This is a genomic window from Leptolyngbya sp. NK1-12 (assembly GCF_032598965.1).
In the GTDB taxonomy this organism is placed as follows: domain Bacteria; phylum Cyanobacteriota; class Cyanobacteriia; order Elainellales; family Elainellaceae; genus Elainella.
This window is the reverse complement of sequence record NZ_CP053586.1, coordinates 5013193-5029983: the sequence shown is the minus strand read 5'-3', so window position 1 is coordinate 5029983 and position 16791 is coordinate 5013193. Positions and strand designations below refer to the sequence as shown.

Here is a 16791-nt window from a genome sequence, read left to right as displayed (position 1 = left end):
CATTTTGATGACAGTATTGTAAATTCCTCTTGTTGCTATGATAAGAGTGAACTTCTGTAAACTGAGTGTTTATGCTTAGGGTAATCGGTTCCCCTTTTCTGTCGCTGCTCGAATGATCGCTGATGCGGTTTTGACGAGGCCCCTAGCTGCTAGGATCTCAGGCTATACAGGGGCTAGAAATCGCTTAAAAGCGAAACAGGAAGATGGGTAGATCGCATGCGGCTCCTTCGTCTTGAACGAAGGGCTAGTCTCCCCTTGACGCTAGGGTTATCCTCCGCTCGGCTCTAGGCTTTCTCTTCTAGGTTGCTAAAGTGACCTTTTAACAGGTAAACTTATAGCAATCTTGCATCAGCTTGATCTTGATTAATCTAAAACTTGCTTACGGGATGTAGCGCAGCTTGGTAGCGCACTTCGTTCGGGACGAAGGGGCCGCTGGTTCGAATCCAGTCATCCCGATTTTTGTATTATCGTCTGAAATGCCTCAGCTCTCCGACGTTGGATCGTAAAGCACCACATTCTCCTGTTCATTTGGATCATTGCGAGCCACAATTGCCTGAGCAGGTTCATCCGTGCTCAAGTTGAATGGTTGATGGGGAACACCTGGCGGAATAAAAATAAAATCACCAGCTTCGTTGATCACAGACTGCTTGAGTCCTTGACCGTAACGGGTTTCCACGCGGCCCTTGAGGAGATAAATCGCCGTTTCATAATCCCGATGGAAGTGGGGTTCGGCAGCTCCACCCGGTGGAATAATCACCAAATTCATCGAGATTCCTTGAGAGCCAACCGTGGCCTTAGAGACGCCGACAAAATAGGGTAAACGCTGACGGGTTAAGGTCTCAGCTTCAGGGCGAATTGTAATAATCTCGGCTGAATTCTGAGCAGAGCTGGCATCAAAAGCATTAAAATGACCGGAATCGGTATCTTTTGATAATGTCATAATAATTCTCCTGGTTTATACAAAATGGTATTCACTAATTTACTCTAACTATAGCTTTTCCCACTCTGGTAAGGTGCGAGGGATGTGGGGTGAAGCCTCCACGCAGGGCCACGGCCCCTGCACCCCATTTTTTCTACTTCATTAGCCTGGAAGAGGCTGTAGATCTTGAACCGTTGAGCTACTGTCAACAGTTGCTAACAGATCATCACAAAGACGATTAACAGGCTGACCATTTAGCTAATATTCATCAAACCCAAGCTGCATCATTGATATCTATAGGATAAGCGACTTCCAGGGCTATGTCAGTCTGAAAAGGTCAGGAAAGGCCGGATACAAAAATTGCAAAAGGTTGAGATTTGTAAGTAATTGATATTGAGAGTCAAATTCGTTTGATTATTAACCCATTAGGTCGTCTCCAGGGCGGCTCCTGCTGCATCATCCGCCGTTCATAAAACAGCAGACCCGTAGAATCGGGGGGCGCAACTCGCAAAACCCAGCGATCGTAATCCGCAATCACCCAAAAGGAAGCATTATGTTTGCCGGTAGCAATCGGCACAAGTTGAAGTGCGGTTGGATCACGATCAAGATGAGTTGCAGCCAGGTTGATTAGGGTTTCTGCCTTCAGCACGTTGGTGTCCGGCGCACCAGTTGATAAATCCATCTTCTGATTCATATCAGTTGTTATCTTTCAATGCTAGCGTCGGAGTGTTTCGCCACGAATTGACTATGGGTGTTGCTCCTTACGCATTGGGCTTCGCAGCTGCAAATCAGGAAGGTACTAGCGGTAAGCCCTATATTGAAAACTACAACTGGCAGCCAGAGCAAGGTACGCGCTTTTTGGTGATTCGCAAAAGTGATGGCAAAGTTGTTCACACTGGTGAGAGCGAGGCAGTTTTTGCCTTTCACCATGTCAATGCCTTCGAGCAGGATAACGAGATTGTGGTTGATTTGGTGGCCTATCCTGATTCCTCGGTGATTCAATCCCTATATTTGGAACCGTTACTTCATCATTCTGATCAGGTGATTGCGGCAGGAGAACTCCCGCAATACCATCTGGGGCTTAATCGGGCAACTGCCACCTATGAGGTGCTTGTTGAGGAACCAATCGAGTTACCTCGAATTCACTATCAACGCTGCAATACCTGCCAGTATCAATTTGTCTATGGCGTTGGGTGTTCGCAATCAGGTCACTTTATTGATCAACTCGTCAAGGTTGATGTCCAGAACCGAAACGCTCAGATCTGGCATCAATCCGACTGTTATCCTGGTGAACCCGTGTTTGTAGCAGCCCCCGATGCGGCAACCGAGGATGAAGGAGTGATTTTATCGGTTGGACTAGACAGCCAAACTCAGAACTCGTTCCTGTTAATCTTGAATGCTCACTCTTGGGATGAAATGGCGCGGGTCCAGTTGCCTTATCATCTGCCGTTCGATTTTCACGGTCAGTATTTTGATCCGATTGCGTCGTCTTGGTCCCACCTGCATCGATAGGCTTGACGAGTCGATTAAGCGCTGATTCCCAATTCCTGTTCTACCCGCAGTAGATTTTGAATCCGAGCTTCTGTAGACGGATGGGTAGCAAATAGGTTGGCCAAAAACTGACCGGAAAACGGATTGATGATCAACAGCGGTTCAAAAGCTGGATTTGCCTGCATCGGCATTTGGCGAGCGCCCGCTTCTAACCGCTGTAAGGCTCTGGCTAAAGCGCGGGGATTTCCAGTCAAACGGGCTGCTCCCGCATCGGCTTCAAACTCCCGCGTCCGTGAAATCGCCATTTGAATTACGGAAGCTGCCAACGGAGCCAAAATAATCGCAAACAGCATGCCAAACGGATTGCCGCCCTCCCGATTTCGTCCTCCGCCAAACATCATGCCGAACTGCATCACCTGGGCCAGATAGGAAATCGCTCCAGCCACGGTCGCAGCTACGGCCTGAGTTAGGGTATCGCGATTTTTGATGTGGCTCAGTTCATGGGCAATCACGGCTTCGAGTTCATCGGCTGGCAGTAGGTTGACAATGCCCTGCGTTACGGCCACGGCAGCATTTTGCGGATTGCGTCCGGTAGCGAAGGCGTTGGCTCCCATTGATGGCACCACATAGAGACGCGGCATCGGCAGACCAGCCCGTTGAGATAGGCGCTCCACCATTGCATACAGTTCGGGCGCTTGTGCCTGACTCAACGGCTGAGCACGATAGGCCGCCAAAGCAATTTTGTCTGAAGAGTACCAGGAGACGAAATTGGTCACTGCTGCGATGATCAACCCAATCAGCGCACCGCCGGATCCCCCGATCCAGTAGCCCAGTGCAATCAGCAACCCACTCAGTAACCCTAATAGCGCAACGGTTTTAGCTTGATTCATATACCGATAACCCCAGTGAATACTGTATTAAACCATCCAGATGCGACAAATTGATAGTTATCTGAATTGTATCGGCTATGGCCTGAATACAACAGTGAAACGCACGATTCTGGTCGTACGGATTTGCCTACCTGCTGTGGCTGAATGGGTCTTGTTCTGGGCTTGTTCTAGTTGCTAACAGCTTCAATGTACTGACTGTCCATCAGAAACGCGCCTTTGGCAAACCGCACGCCCCAAAACCCACCCGGACGCCGATCTAGCACCACTCCCTCTTCGCCCAATTGAATCACGTTGGGTGGACGCAGCATCGGCATCGGTTCAGCCGTTTTAACATAGGCAGGCAGCGCAATCACTCGCACCCGATCGCCCACATTAAATTCTTTAGCATCAGACATAGTAAAAGGTTTAAGTTTTGAGTTAGGTCAGTGAGGAGGTCAGTGAACCAAATTGGTTAGCGCCTACATTCAGATCCTACAACGCTGACAATAAATGCTCACAAATGTCTTGCCGGTGGTAGACAGAGCGAAGTACGCCACATACCAACTCAAAACTCAAAACTTTTCTTACGGTTTCTTACGGTACTTGCCAGATGCGTTGATGATATTGCTCTGGCTCAGCGTAGGGGTCGCTAGCCGGATGGTCATGACTGTGCGCGTGGTCATGACTGTGGGCATGGCGATCACCATGAGAGGGGTTGTGGCTATGGGAGCGCGGGCTATCGGAGTGGTCGTGGTGGTGCGCATGGTCGTCGTGCGCGTGGTCATGATGGTGATGGCCACCCTGACCAACGGCAGCTAGACGGAACTTGCACATTTCGCAGTTCATCTGCACCTGCCCAAGCTGGGTTTCGATTTCGCGCTCCCGCAATACCTGAAATAGCTGGGGATGCAGCCCCATTTCCGGCAGGTAAACCATCGAGATGTCTGGATATAACTCCTGCTGCTCTGCTGTAATCATGAAGATTTTCTTGACGAGTGCTCCTGTAAACAGGAAGTAGGGCAGGACAATAATTCGCTTTGGTTCGTATAGCCGAGCGCGACGGAAACCTTCCTCCAACCGGGGGTGGGTAATCCCAATAAAGCAGGTTTCCACGGTTTGATAGCCGCTGCCTTCCCAGAGCATACGCGCCATTTTGAACACATCGCCATTGGCATCCGGATCGCTGGAACCACGCCCCACAAACAGCAGTACCGTATCTTGCCGAGCGATGCCTCTGGGGTTCCACTCTGGCCGGTCTAATTCCTCCAGCCGCGTGTGCCACAGGTCTAATAAGGCAGGAGTGATGCCAAAGTGGCGGCCATAGTGAAATTTCACTTGCGGATGGCGCAGGCGGGCGCGATCCAGTTCGTTCGTAACATCAAACTTGTTATGGCGAGCCGCGAACAGCAGAATTGGCAGTGCCGATAAATCGGTGTAGCCCAGCTCAACGCATTGGTCAACTCCTTGCTGAATCGTGGGTTCGGTTAGCTCCAAGAAGCAGGGAATTACCGGACGGGACGAATCGAGCGCTTGATAGGCAGTGGCAAAATCGAGCAGACCCTGGCGTCCTTCTAGATCCCGGCTCCCATGCCCAATCAACAGGACAGGACGCTGGAGCGGCAGTGGCGACAGCTCTATCGAGTCATTAGACTGCATGAAGGGCAAGGTGTCAGCCGGGAACACCTGAATCAACTGATTACTATTAGTAAAAGTCATGGAGAGAGCGGACTCCTTCCCTGTGCAACGCAGGAAATAGAGTGAAAAAGCAGCAAGACGGTGTTCTGGCTTAAAAAAGTTTTGAGTTTTGAGTTTTGAGTTTTGAATGACTAACTTAGAACTTAAAACTTAGAACCTAAAACTTTTCTCACAGTTGCGGCACAGCGTTGGCATTACACCAAACTTTCCCGCTCAAGCTACTGTTCACGTTTGCTCCGCTATCTTATCTCATCGCCTGTAGCTAAACATACCTGGGGAGGGGATACTTACCAGCGGACATTGGTTTTGGAGCGGCTCGACGGTGGTAAGGTTGGCCGAACAGACGGCTGAGGAAAAGCTTGAAACTGAGGCGGAGTGGACGGAGCACCATCCGAAAGGATGCGAGCAATCACCGGTACAGCGCTGAACAACGCCACTGTTCCGCAGGCAGATAGAGCAAACAGGCTAACTGCCAGCAACTTTGCCTTGACGGACTGAAGACTCATTGATGCAATACTCCCTTCGTCTCTGCGTTTCTAGTTGAGCATCTAGACAAGTACGGATTCAGCCGACTGCCAGATTTAGCTCTGGATTTAGCTCTCGAAAATAGATATGGCTTAGGAAGCCACGATTTAGCTCAGATGCGCTCTATATAAGTTTACTTGTTTGTTAAGTTTTTGTTACGTTATGTCTAGAAATCATTACATTTATTCGATCTTGTCTGGTCTTGTCCAGCCATGCTCCTGCCTTCTGTTGATTTGCCCTCGATTTGCCCATGGTTTGTCCACGGTTTGCCCATAATTTGCTCTAGTGAAATAGACGTTGATAGCTTGATCGGATTTTTGACCAGATTGAAGATTGGGGTGAACAAGTTGAGATGGCAGCAGCGGTTTGGATACAAAGTGTGATACTAAGTAATTCAACCAAACAATCAAGCCAGTGCGTTCGCATCGCCTGTGCAGAGCGCAAACATCTTGGCGTCAGCGAGACGTTTATAGGCCCTACAGGATCACCAAATTCAACTGACTCAAGCCCAAGGACTCTTTCCTCTACGTAAATGGATGTATCTCTGTTCGTCAGAGCGTTTATCGCCGTTTTTGTTTTAGCCGATGCACTGGGCAATGCGCCTGTATTTCTGGTTCTTACTAAAGGCATGGAGCCAGAGGAACGAAATGGCGTGATTACCCGGGCTGCGCTGGTGGCGACGGCGGTTTTAATCACCTTTACCCTGATCGGCCAGCCGATTCTCAATTACCTGCACATCAGCATGGCGTCGCTAGAAGTGGCTGGAGGCTTGCTGCTGCTACTGATTGCCCTAGATATGCTCCGAGGTAAACTAGATGAGCCGATTACCGAGCCGAATCGAGATGTGGCGATTACACCTCTGGCGCTGCCACTGCTGGCGGGTCCCGGCACCCTAACTACAGTCATGCTGCTGGTATCCGACGACAGTGGCAACCTCTACTCCAACTACATCAGCGTTGTGGCTGGCATTGTAGTGGCCATGCTGGTGACCTGGTTCATCATGCGGCAATCGGCTTTTATCGACCGCTGGATCGGAGCGGAAGGGGCCATTATTGCTACCCAACTCCTGGGCTTTCTCTTGGCGGCCCTAGCGATTGAAATTGGCGTTGGCGGACTGAAAGAGCTATTTCTGGCCTCTGGGCCGATGGGGTGGGGGTAGGGGAGTTTTGAGTTTTAAGTTTTGAGTTTTAAGTTTTGAGTTTGCGTATTGGCGATGGGCTGCCGTTGAGCAGAGCGCGTAGTTTTGAGTTCTGTATACTCCTGTAGCTGGCTAGAACCATAAGGTCTATGTCTTGAAGTAGAATACCTAGCTCTTTTATGAAATCTAATGCGCTGCCCAACTCAAAACTCAAAACTCAAAACTAATAAAACCTGTCAAACTGAAGATTGGATTATTGTGCTTTGTAAACAGTCATGTTAAGAGCTGGAATTGTTGGACTACCCAATGTCGGAAAATCAACGCTGTTTAATGCGGTTGTGGCCAACGCGAAGGCCCAGGCAGCAAATTTTCCGTTTTGTACCATCGAGCCAAATGTGGGGGTGGTGGCGGTTCCGGATCAGCGGCTGCAGGTGCTAGCGCAGATTTCAGAGTCAGCAGAAATTGTTCCGGCTCGAATTGAGTTTGTCGATATCGCTGGATTGGTCAAGGGAGCCAGCAAGGGCGAAGGCTTGGGCAACCAGTTTCTGGCCAATATCCGTGAAGTCGATGCGATTGTGCATGTGGTGCGTTGCTTTGAGAACGATGACATTATCCATGTGTCAGGGTCGGTCGATCCAGTGCGCGACATTGAGGTGATTAATCTGGAGCTGGCCCTATCTGACTTGGCCCAAATCGAACGACGCATCGAACGCACGCGCAAGCAGGCTAAGACGAGCAAAGAGGCACAGGTGGAACTGGTAATTTTGGAAAAGCTGCAGGTTGCCCTCAACGAAGGGAAGCAAGCCCGCCAGGTAGCTTTGACTGACGAGGAAGAAGTGATTGTGAAACCACTGGGGCTACTCACACGCAAGCCCGTGATCTATGCAGCTAATGTCTCGGAAGACGATCTGGCTACAGGCAACGCATGGGTAGAGCAGGTGCGTGCTGTGGCGGTTCAGGATCAGGCCCAAGTGGTGGTGGTGTCAGCTCAGGTCGAGTCGGAGCTGATTGAGTTGCCTGAGGCAGACCGGGCTGAGTTCCTGGAGTCGCTGGGCGTCGAGGAAGGTGGTCTCCAGTCACTGATTCAGGCGACCTATGAGCTATTAGGACTGCGGACCTACTTTACGACGGGACCGAAAGAAACTCGCGCTTGGACGATCAAGGCAGGGATGCTGGCTCCCCAAGCGGCTGGCGTGATTCATACCGATTTTGAGCGGGGCTTCATCCGAGCCGAAACGGTTGCCTACGAGGATTTGGTGACTGCTGGTTCGATGAATGCAGCGAAAGAAAAAGGTTTGGTCCGCAGTGAGGGCAAAGAGTATCTCGTGCAGGAAGGCGATGTGATGCTGTTCCGCTTTAATGTATAGAACTGGTATGCAGTAAACGACGGTGCCTTTTGACAATGTTTGCAAAACGCTGGCGGAGCAATATCCAGTCAATTTTGTCCGCTGGTTGCTTGGGGCTGAAGCTGGTATCTCCGATCCTGTTCAAGTGCTGAAGACTGAACTCAGCCTGGAACCAATTCGGGCTGATGCTGTTACGTTTCTGCGTCTGAGTAGTCGGATTCTGCATCTGGAGTTTCAAACAACGCCAGAGTCAGAGCCGCCCCTGCCGTTTCGCATGTTGGACTATTGGGTCAGGCTCTATCGGCAGCATCGCTGTGCAATTACGCAAATTGTGCTTTTCCTGAAGCCCACTGAATCTGAAGCGTTGCAGGTGGAGCGGTTCGAGGCGGAAAATACTCTGCATCGCTATCGGGTGATTCGCCTGTGGGAGCAAGACCCAACGCCGCTACTTGCTGATCCAGCCCTATTGCCCTTAGCCGTGCTTGCCCGGACTGATTCTCCTGCAACGCTCCTACAACAAGTAGCGAATCAAGTAAGCCGTATTGAAGATATTGGACAGCAGCGCAACCTCTCTGCCTATACGCAACTGTTAGCAGGGCTAAGATTTGAGAAGGAGACAATTCAGCAAGTGTTTAGAGGCACCTTTATGCGCGAGTCTGTAATTTACCAAGAAATTTATCAAGAAGGGCGACAGGAAGGGCGACAAGAAGGAGAACGGTCGATTATCCTGCGGGTGTTAACTCGGCGATTTGGTACGGTTCCTCCCGAACTTCAGGCTCAGATTCAAGCTCTGTCGCTGCCTCAACTAGAAGCTCTTGGAGAAGCCCTGCTGGATTTTGCAACATTGGCTGATCTGACAACCTGGTTGCAGACGCACCAAACGATTTAGCGAAAGCTCTTCAGCCTAAACAATGTCCCCTGGATTTTCCTAGCGACTACCCGCCATTGCCTGTTGCTGAATATATAGAAGAATGCCGCGAGCAATTGCCACAGCCATCTGATTGCGGAAGTTGGCATCTGCGAGACGAGGTCCATCTTCGCTGCCGGTGACGAAGCCTGTTTCTACCAGCACTGATGGCATCGAGGTTCGCCGCAGCACATAAAAGCGAGCTTGCTTAACCCCGCGATCGTTCATGCCTAAACTGCTGACGATGCTGGATTGAATCGTCTGAGCCAGCGCCTCGCCACTAGCGTAATAGTAGGTTTCTGCGCCGTTGATATCGGGTCGCTCCATCCCCATCGAGTTGGCGTGAATGCTGACAAACAGATTAGCCTGAGCTTGTTCGGCCATCTGCACTCGCGGTTCTAAATCAATTTCCACATTGCTATTGCGGGTGAGAACAGCTTGGATTCCCTGTTGTTGTAGTAAGGTGGCAACCTGTTGGGCGATGGGCAGCACTACGTCCGCCTCATATAGATTGCCGACACCCACTGCCCCGACGTCAACTCCGCCGTGACCTGGATCGATCACCACCACTAACCGCCCTTGGGGAACAACATTAGGCAGAGACCGGCTCGAGTTGTTAGAGGTTGTCCGTGCGGTTGCTCGCTGCATGGTTAGGGCCAGTATCTGCGGGGTGATTAGATTGATCTCACCAAACTGGACACCCGTTGCCGGCTGAATTGTGATCACGACTTTTTGCTCATCGTCCTGCCGTAAGCGGATTCGCCGCAGTGGATCCGCTGGGGTGAGTTGGGGTCCTGAAACCCGTCCGGCTAAACGAGCCGGCGACAGTTCAATGATATACATACCACCCTGCCAACGAGCCTGATGGGCAACCGGGCGATCGGTTTGGATCAAAAGCTGATTGCCGCTCACGTCGAGGTCAACGCCTTGAATGGTTGCCGTCTGGATCCTTGGAACACTATTAGACCTATTAGACCTATCAGAAGGAGCCGTTAATCGTGCCGGAGAGGGCTGCTCGGCTACGGTCGTGGGAGCGTTAGGAGTTGGTACGGTGGTGGAAGTACTGGTGGAGACACTGGAAGGCAGCGAGACCGGCGGTTCTGGGTCAGAGAGTTTAGCAGTCGCTGTTTCGGCCTCGACGGGACGCAGCAAAATGCCACCTTCGCTAACTTCGGCCTGCCAGTCGGGGCTGCGACGCGATACATCCAGCTTAATTTCAACCACTGTATCAGCATCAGCATCCTGGTCGATTTCTAGATCATCAATGCCGTGGCGGTTGATCTGGCGTTCCCGGTCGCGCAATCGCGGCGATAGGCGGGCATTCTCCAACCGAATGGTAATGGTGCGACGGCTGCGGCTCCGCTGAATCGAAACTTTTGGTTCATCTCCGGCTGGTTCATCTGCGGCAGTGCGAAGCAATAAACCAGTGCTAGTCACCTGTACAGATTCAATTTGCGCTATGGATTCTGCACTGGAGTCAGTGGATGAGCCGGCGGTGGATCGGGTGGTTGATGAAGTACTCCGAGCTGTGGATCCTGCTCGAGAGGCAGTGGATCGAGAGGTGGTGGATACTGCCGTCTGTGAGCGAGATGGAGCAGTAGAGCCAGCCGCCGTTGCGGATGGACTAGGAAAAGAGGTGGCTGCTGAAACAGAAGAAGCGGTTGTAGGCTGAGCCGAGGATGGAAACTGGACCGGTGGATTGGCAGCATCGATTCGCTGTGGTTGAGGCAACTGCACACTCCACTCGGTTGGAGACAGACCGCGAAAGCGGATTTGCTGCGGATCGAGGGTATATCCGGGTGCAAGTTCCACCACAATCCGAGTGGTTTGAGCATCAAATTGACCAATTCTGATGTTTTGAATTGCGCCACCGATCGGCTGGTTAACTGGTTCTTGACCCAAATGCATTCCCGGTAAGTCAATCACCAATCGAGTTGGGTCAAACACAAGCTGCGCCCGTGGCTGCACATCTTCATCGGTCGTAAACTCTAGCCGATTTTGGTTGGAGTGAAATTGCCAGGTTGTCAGTTGCCCAGCTTGGGCTGGAGCTGTGAGGCAGAAAGCGCCGATCAAACTTGGAACTAGCCAGTGGAGTTTCAAAGCCGTTTCACCTACAAACCGTAAATTCTGGAAGCTTAAGTCTTAGTCGTTGTCCGTCATGCCAGCACCCTTGAGAGCTACTAGATCAGACAGATTTCAACCCTGCCTGACTGCTGCAATTTTTTCTCGCTCACCATCGAAAAAAGCCTAGCCACTAACTCTATCCAAAATTTGGAAACATGCAATAGGTTTTGAGGTTTGAGTTTTAAGTTTTGAGTTGGTGAGGGCTGCTGTTTTCTTTGAGCAGGGGGATTGGGCTGAATTGCTATAAGAAGTTGGATTAGGTGCTCTAGGCTAAACGCACAGGGTACGCACTAAAACACTGCTACTGCCTCCCACTACTGCTTCCCACTACTGCTTCCCACTACTGCTTCCACCGCGACATGCAGCAACAAGCTACAAACCTTGAACCTTCCCCAGCTCAAACCTTAAAACTCAAAACTTTCTTTCATAGAGTCTTACTCTTTGTTGCAACTCTTAACGTTATGGCCTTTGAGCCAGTCCCAGAGCTTGGTAGACTAAAGGACGTAAAGCTTGAGTATTCACTGTTTGGCCAGATTTGGCTGAATTAACTGGCTGAATTAAACCGATTCAATCTGAACGATTCAGTCAGCTCTATCAATCCAGTGGATGGCATCAGTGTTTTTATAGTTATTTAAGATTGCGGGGTCCAACCCCATCCTTGAAGCGAGAGAAACGGTACACATGGTAGATTCCCTCAAAAAACCAGAACTGGAAGAGCTGCGCCCCGGAATTAAGCGTCCTGCGCAGGATACGATTCTCACTCCTCGGTTTTACACCACGGACTTTGAGGAGATGGCGCAGATGGATATCTCCGCAAACGAGGATGAGTTGCGGGCAATTTTAGAAGAATTCCGAACTGACTACAACCGTCATCACTTTGTCCGGACTGAGGAATTTAACCAGTCTTGGGATCAGATTGATGGTGAAACGAGACAACTGTTTATCGAGTTTCTAGAGCGTTCCTGTACGGCTGAGTTTTCCGGCTTTTTGCTCTACAAGGAACTATCTCGCAAGCTTAAGGACAGAAGTCCCGTTTTGGCTGAGTGTTTTCTGCTAATGTCGCGTGACGAAGCGCGCCATGCCGGTTTCTTGAACAAAGCCATGGCCGACTTTGGGCTGCAGCTCGATCTGGGCTTCTTGACCGAAAGCAAGAACTACACTTTCTTCAAACCCAAGTTTATTTTTTACGCTACTTACCTCTCGGAGAAGATCGGCTATTGGCGCTACATCACGATCTATCGCCATCTAGAGGCCCATCCTGAGCATCGCATCTACCCCATCTTCCGGTTCTTTGAGAACTGGTGCCAAGACGAAAACCGGCATGGTGATTTCTTCGATGCCATCATGCGGTCTCAGCCCCAGTTCCTCAACGACTGGAAGGCACGGCTGTGGAGTCGCTTCTTCCTGCTGTCGGTGTTTGCCACCATGTATCTCAACGACATTCAGCGCTCTGGCTTCTACGCCTCGTTGGGTCTAGATGCTCGTGATTACGACATCCATGTGATTCGTAAAACAAACGAAACGGCAGGCCGCGTCTTTCCACTGATTCTGAATGTGGACCATCCCAAGTTCTTTGAGCTGATGGATGAGGCCGCTGCTGCGAACCTGAAGCTGATGGAAGCGAATAATTCTACGGCTTCCAAGCCAATCAAAACCCTCCGGCAGCTTCCCCACATCGCCAAGATTGCCGTCAACATGCTGCGGCTCTACCTGATGAAGCCGATTGATACAGCTCGACTAGAAGGGTCGGTTCGCTAATATCCTGCTTAACCATCTGTTGGTTCCATTGCAATTTGGCGGCTTGCGGTTTAACTTAGTTGAACCGAGCCGCTTTTTTTATGCTTCACAACCAATTCCGTCCCTGTCCCCATCAAACCGGTGAGGATCTGGTGGGCGGACTGTAAAGTTGCGGTGGCTAATGTCTCCGCAGTCTAAATCGGGCGGTGGAGACGGAATACAAACTGTGGGATAGGACGAATCACAATTTTGCGCTTGAGTAGTGGCGGAAACTCCCACAACGGTGAGCAGAGCAACGGTCAATAAACCGGTCAACGACAGGTAACGCATAGCCAAGGTAAATCGATAGAATCTATCAGCAATATTCTGTCAGTCGCTGCTACATCCGCCCACTTTGAAAAAAGTTTCAATTTAAGTTGTCAGTTTCGAAAGTCCTTCGCTATAGTAGGAAAGGTCATCGCGGGGTAGAGCAGTCTGGTAGCTCGTCGGGCTCATAACCCGAAGGTCAGTGGTTCAAATCCGCTCCCCGCCACCAAGCGTTGAATCAGTCCCTGTGTTCAGTAATGAATGCAGGGACTTATCACATTTAGACGTTTGGGCAGCTCCAGAGTTGAGCAATCAAGCCTTTCAGTCAATCTTGTAAGCCCTCAAACAGAATTTTGTTAAGTAGAACAACATAATTAAACATGAAACCCAAAGGAGGTGTTGTCGCCGCCCTTCGGGCGGCGCGACAACACTCCTTGGTTTTAATTCAGTTGAATTACTTATTGTTGTTGCTCGATGCAACAGTCCTTATGTGATAGGTGATGGGGCTAATTTGAAACGTCACCAGTACCGATGCTTCAGCTTCCAGGCTAGATGGCCAAATTCCTGGTTTCGGATGCCTAACACTGACAGCAAATAGCAATAGCAATACACCAAAAACTGCGCTACTTGATAAATAGAAATTGGCGGTTTCAAATGAGGTGGATTGAACTGGGGAGCAAAATCGCTGCGGCTCACCTGATGAAGATAGGCAAGAAACCAGTTTGGATGAGTCGTTGCTAGCTTCAATACCATCGTTTTAGCCAAGTCACCGCCACCAAAAATTGAGCGCATACAGTAATCGAGGCGGCGTTGCGCATATTCGGCCATAATGGTCCGTTTGCGGCAAGCAATCCAATAGCTCTTGTCGCGATCACGGGGCGTATCACCCGATCGAACCACTGGCTTCTCCGTTAATCGGGTATAACCCTTGGCTTCTCCAACTTCTGGTGTTGTTTTATACCAATTCGTTAGGGCTGTTGCGGCTACATAAACATCGTCCGCAATGACGCCATTGGGGATATAAATATTACGAGCAATTTCACCGCGAATGGCATAACATTTCCCGTCAATAAAATGATGATTTGTGATTTCGCCTCGTTTGTTGAGGACTTTACCTCCGCAAATTCGGCATTCAGGATGAGTAATCAGCGTCTGAAGCAGCTCTTCTAGCCCGGTAGGCTGCACCAAGACCACATCTGCATCAAGGCAAATATAGTAATCGGCGACATCTGCGGCTTGATGGATGAAGTGATTCCACGCAGCGCATTTATCTGCGATCGGGAGTTCAATAACCTGGCTCTTGATCGGATTTTTAAGCTGGTCAAATTCTGCTAACTTAGCTCTTGCCATCGCTGCCATCTGGTCTTGCGAGCCGTTGGAAATGACAATGATTTCCAAAGCGTAGTCCTGCTGAAGCAGCGTTTGCAGTTGCAGTGAGTCTAACAGATGGGCGATACCATATTCCTCGTTGTAACCAAGGATGCCGATTGAAACTTTCTTCACTGCTGTCTCCTTAATAATTCGGCCCCTAGCCTAGTCAGCAACTCAAGTCGGTGACCCCATAAACCTGCCGTAGTCCAAATTTGAGCTTTGTAGAAGCAGTGATTCAGCTGCATTTCCAATCCTAGACAGGTTCGAGCATCCAGCCCTACTCCGCTAGACAGATTTCTGTTATTAATTCTTAATCATATAAACATTGACAAGTTTACATTAATGATCTGGTTTAACGAGTTCTGCTCACAGCTTCGAAGTAGAGATTTCAACCAAAAAATGGGTGGCTTTTAGGCAAATGAAAGCGGTAGAGATTCACTAAGATAGAGTTGGCATGAGTTGGTGAGGCACGATGAGTTTTGATCTGTGGCGACGCCCGATTTTGATTGGTGGCTTGGGATTAACGGCAGGCGCATGGTTGCTGCATGGAATCGATCCAGCAGTAATGCATTTTGGTGGCACCGCTGTTTGGGGTGCGATTGCGGTGGGTTCAGGGATTTGGTGGTTGAAGTCCCAGATGCCGAAGCCGCTTCAGCCTGAGCCAGTCCGGCTGCAAACGATTGACCGCACCTTGGTCGAACAAGCCTTTGCAACGGTCGAGGCTCGTCTAGCTCAGTTGCAGCAAGAGTTGGCAACGACCGATGCAGATCCAACTCTCCAGCCATTGCAGCATCAGTTCGCCGCGCTGAAAGCTCAACTCAATCGTCAAGAACTACAGCTTGCGGTTCTGGGCAGTCGGGCTGTGGGTAAAACGACCCTGGTAAACGCATTGAACCTAGATGTCTCTCAGTCTGAGACCGCTACTAAAACCTCTACAGACTGGGCGGAAGCAACCCTGCGGCCCGAAGAAGCTTTGAATCAGGAGGTGGTAAACGCTGATCTCGTCTTGTTTGTCGTCACCGGCGACCTAACCGATTCGGAATATCAAACTGTGCAGCAGTTAGTCCAGAATCACCACCGGGTGCTGCTGGTCTTCAACAAGCAAGATCAATATTTGCCTGCCGATCGGCCTGTGATTTTGCAACAGTTGCGTCAGCGGCTACAGGATCTAATTCCGGCAGAAGATCTATTGGCGGTAACGGCCCAACCGGCTCCGGTGAAGGTGCGGCAGCATCAGGCCGATGGAACCGTGCAAGAGCGGATCGAGCAACCTCAGCCGGATCTAGGCGCTCTACAAGAACGGTTGGCCACCGTATTGACGACCCAAACCGAGTCGCTAATTCTGGCTACAACCTATCGGCAAGCTCAGGCTTTGACCGCGACGGTACAAACCCAACTCAATCAGGTGCGCCGCCTACGGGCCTTACCCATTATCGAACAATATCAGTGGATTGCGGCAGCCGCAGCCTTTGCTAACCCAGTTCCAAGTCTGGATCTGCTGGCAACCGCTTCGATCAACGCGCAGATGATTGTGGATTTGGGCGCGCTCTATCAGCAGCCCTTCTCGCTAGATCAAGCTAAAAATGTCACGGGTAGCCTAGCCAGCCAGATGGTGAAACTGGGCTTAGTCGAGATGGCGAGTCAAGCAATTACGCCCCTACTCAAGAGCCATGCCCTCACCTATGTGGCAGGTGGTACGCTCCAAGGCATCAGTGCCGCCTATCTAACGCGACTGGCAGGCTTGAGCTTGGTGGAATATTTCGAGGAGCAAAGCCAAGCAACCGAAGCGGCCTCTGGTTTCAAACTAGAGCGCCTAACCCAAAAACTGAAGCAGGTGTTCCAAGAAAACCAACGGACGGCATTTTTGCAAAACTTAGTAAAACAGGGTGTGAGTCGGTTAGTGCCACAGACGGCAGGCTAGGAGCTAGGAGTCAAGAGGTGTATCGCGATATGGAGCCAGCAGTTCTTGTAGAAACTCTTTGGCTAACTGATCGAAAGGGATTTGCGTCATCGACGAATTCTGACTTCTAACTCCTAACTCCTAACTCCTCAAAATGTCGGATCATGCTCGCTATCCCAACAATTGTTTTCTTGCCACACTCTACCGCTTTTCTCGCAGTCGGCTTGGGTTTCGAGCCAGGGAATGCCGGTGGGATGAACGGTGGTGTAAGCAGCTTTAGCCAACCATGATTGCAGAATGACCCAGCTCAGGATTGTGGCCGCACTCAGGGAAATCAACAGGAAACTGGTCTGCATCAAATTTGCGTAGCAATACCGTACTTTCATAACTTGCTATAGTTTTTGCAGTCGAATTTGCGAAATAGCCGTGAATGTACGGAAATTCTAAGCCAGATTAAATTCTG

The 16791-nt window shown here is 50.3% G+C and carries 16 protein-coding genes, 2 tRNA genes and 1 riboswitch; of the genes, 8 read left to right on the top strand and 10 right to left on the bottom strand.

Annotated elements, in window-relative coordinates; translation table 11 throughout:
• Positions 1 to 382 precede the first annotated feature (382 nt).
• Positions 383 to 456, top strand: a tRNA-Pro gene (locus HJG54_RS21330).
• Positions 457 to 481: 25 nt separating this feature from the next.
• Here the strand turns inward: HJG54_RS21330 and HJG54_RS21325 are convergent.
• Together HJG54_RS21325 and HJG54_RS21320 are read right to left on the bottom strand one after the other, a co-directional pair.
• Positions 482 to 940: a cupin domain-containing protein gene (locus tag HJG54_RS21325; RefSeq protein WP_316431270.1), complete on the bottom strand. Its 459-nt coding sequence runs from the start codon at positions 938 to 940 to the stop codon at positions 482 to 484.
• 379 nt (positions 941 to 1319) lie between these two features.
• Positions 1320 to 1601: a hypothetical protein gene (locus HJG54_RS21320; RefSeq protein ID WP_316431269.1), complete on the bottom strand. Its 282-nt coding sequence runs from the start codon at positions 1599 to 1601 to the stop codon at positions 1320 to 1322.
• 65 nt (positions 1602 to 1666) lie between these two features.
• Between HJG54_RS21320 and HJG54_RS21315 the strand changes: the two genes are divergently transcribed.
• Positions 1667 to 2431 carry a carotenoid oxygenase family protein gene (locus HJG54_RS21315; RefSeq protein ID WP_316431268.1) on the top strand — a complete coding sequence of 255 codons (765 nt, stop codon included), beginning with the start codon at positions 1667 to 1669 and terminating at the stop codon, positions 2429 to 2431.
• 14 nt (positions 2432 to 2445) lie between these two features.
• On the opposite strand, the gene HJG54_RS21310 is transcribed toward HJG54_RS21315, so the two are convergent.
• The 4 genes from HJG54_RS21310 to HJG54_RS21295 all read right to left on the bottom strand — a co-directional run bounded on the left by HJG54_RS21310 (position 2446) and on the right by HJG54_RS21295 (position 5480).
• On the bottom strand, positions 2446 to 3300 hold the full coding sequence (locus HJG54_RS21310) for a M48 family metalloprotease (RefSeq protein WP_035998266.1): 855 nt from the start codon (positions 3298 to 3300) through the stop codon (positions 2446 to 2448).
• A 167-nt stretch (positions 3301 to 3467) separates the two neighbouring features.
• Complete coding sequence (gene sipA / locus HJG54_RS21305) at positions 3468 to 3695, bottom strand: regulatory protein SipA (protein WP_035998262.1); 228 nt, start codon at positions 3693 to 3695, stop codon at positions 3468 to 3470.
• Positions 3696 to 3873: 178 nt separating this feature from the next.
• The gene (locus tag HJG54_RS21300) at positions 3874 to 4995 is read right to left on the bottom strand and encodes a sirohydrochlorin chelatase (protein WP_316431266.1); all 1122 of its coding nucleotides are present in this window, start codon (positions 4993 to 4995) and stop codon (positions 3874 to 3876) included.
• 36 nt (positions 4996 to 5031) lie between these two features.
• A riboswitch (cobalamin riboswitch) is annotated at positions 5032 to 5230 on the bottom strand.
• 31 nt (positions 5231 to 5261) lie between these two features.
• Positions 5262 to 5480 (bottom strand): hypothetical protein, encoded by a 219-nt coding sequence (locus tag HJG54_RS21295; protein WP_316431265.1) that lies wholly within the window; start codon positions 5478 to 5480, stop codon positions 5262 to 5264.
• Between the two features lie 551 nt (positions 5481 to 6031).
• On the opposite strand from HJG54_RS21295, the gene HJG54_RS21290 reads away from it, so the two are divergent.
• The 3 genes from HJG54_RS21290 to HJG54_RS21280 all read left to right on the top strand — a co-directional run bounded on the left by HJG54_RS21290 (position 6032) and on the right by HJG54_RS21280 (position 8872).
• Positions 6032 to 6658: a MarC family protein gene (locus HJG54_RS21290; RefSeq protein WP_035998256.1), complete on the top strand. Its 627-nt coding sequence runs from the start codon at positions 6032 to 6034 to the stop codon at positions 6656 to 6658.
• A gap of 254 nt (positions 6659 to 6912) precedes the next feature.
• Positions 6913 to 8004 carry a redox-regulated ATPase YchF gene (gene ychF, locus HJG54_RS21285; RefSeq protein WP_316431264.1) on the top strand — a complete coding sequence of 364 codons (1092 nt, stop codon included), beginning with the start codon at positions 6913 to 6915 and terminating at the stop codon, positions 8002 to 8004.
• Between the two features lie 22 nt (positions 8005 to 8026).
• Complete coding sequence (locus HJG54_RS21280; protein WP_316431263.1) at positions 8027 to 8872, top strand: Rpn family recombination-promoting nuclease/putative transposase; 846 nt, start codon at positions 8027 to 8029, stop codon at positions 8870 to 8872.
• A gap of 39 nt (positions 8873 to 8911) precedes the next feature.
• On the opposite strand, the gene HJG54_RS21275 is transcribed toward HJG54_RS21280, so the two are convergent.
• Positions 8912 to 10990 (bottom strand): N-acetylmuramoyl-L-alanine amidase, encoded by a 2079-nt coding sequence (locus HJG54_RS21275; RefSeq protein WP_316431262.1) that lies wholly within the window; start codon positions 10988 to 10990, stop codon positions 8912 to 8914.
• Between the two features lie 705 nt (positions 10991 to 11695).
• Between HJG54_RS21275 and acsF the strand changes: the two genes are divergently transcribed.
• Positions 11696 to 12772 carry a magnesium-protoporphyrin IX monomethyl ester (oxidative) cyclase gene (gene acsF, locus HJG54_RS21270; protein WP_035998244.1) on the top strand — a complete coding sequence of 359 codons (1077 nt, stop codon included), beginning with the start codon at positions 11696 to 11698 and terminating at the stop codon, positions 12770 to 12772.
• A 78-nt stretch (positions 12773 to 12850) separates the two neighbouring features.
• Here acsF and HJG54_RS21265 read toward each other — a convergent pair whose 3' ends face one another.
• Positions 12851 to 13081 (bottom strand): calcium-binding protein with excalibur domain protein, encoded by a 231-nt coding sequence (locus HJG54_RS21265; RefSeq protein ID WP_316431261.1) that lies wholly within the window; start codon positions 13079 to 13081, stop codon positions 12851 to 12853.
• A gap of 128 nt (positions 13082 to 13209) precedes the next feature.
• Between HJG54_RS21265 and HJG54_RS21260 the strand changes: the two genes are divergently transcribed.
• Positions 13210 to 13286, top strand: a tRNA-Met gene (locus HJG54_RS21260).
• Positions 13287 to 13576: 290 nt separating this feature from the next.
• On the opposite strand, the gene HJG54_RS21255 is transcribed toward HJG54_RS21260, so the two are convergent.
• On the bottom strand, positions 13577 to 14560 hold the full coding sequence (locus HJG54_RS21255) for a glycosyltransferase family A protein (RefSeq protein ID WP_316431260.1): 984 nt from the start codon (positions 14558 to 14560) through the stop codon (positions 13577 to 13579).
• 340 nt (positions 14561 to 14900) lie between these two features.
• Here HJG54_RS21255 and HJG54_RS21250 point away from each other — a divergent pair, with 340 nt between their 5' ends.
• Positions 14901 to 16349 carry a DUF697 domain-containing protein gene (locus tag HJG54_RS21250; protein ID WP_316431259.1) on the top strand — a complete coding sequence of 483 codons (1449 nt, stop codon included), beginning with the start codon at positions 14901 to 14903 and terminating at the stop codon, positions 16347 to 16349.
• Positions 16350 to 16477: 128 nt separating this feature from the next.
• On the opposite strand, the gene HJG54_RS21245 is transcribed toward HJG54_RS21250, so the two are convergent.
• On the bottom strand, positions 16478 to 16684 hold the full coding sequence (locus HJG54_RS21245; RefSeq protein ID WP_316431258.1) for a hypothetical protein: 207 nt from the start codon (positions 16682 to 16684) through the stop codon (positions 16478 to 16480).
• Positions 16685 to 16791: the final 107 nt, after the last annotated feature.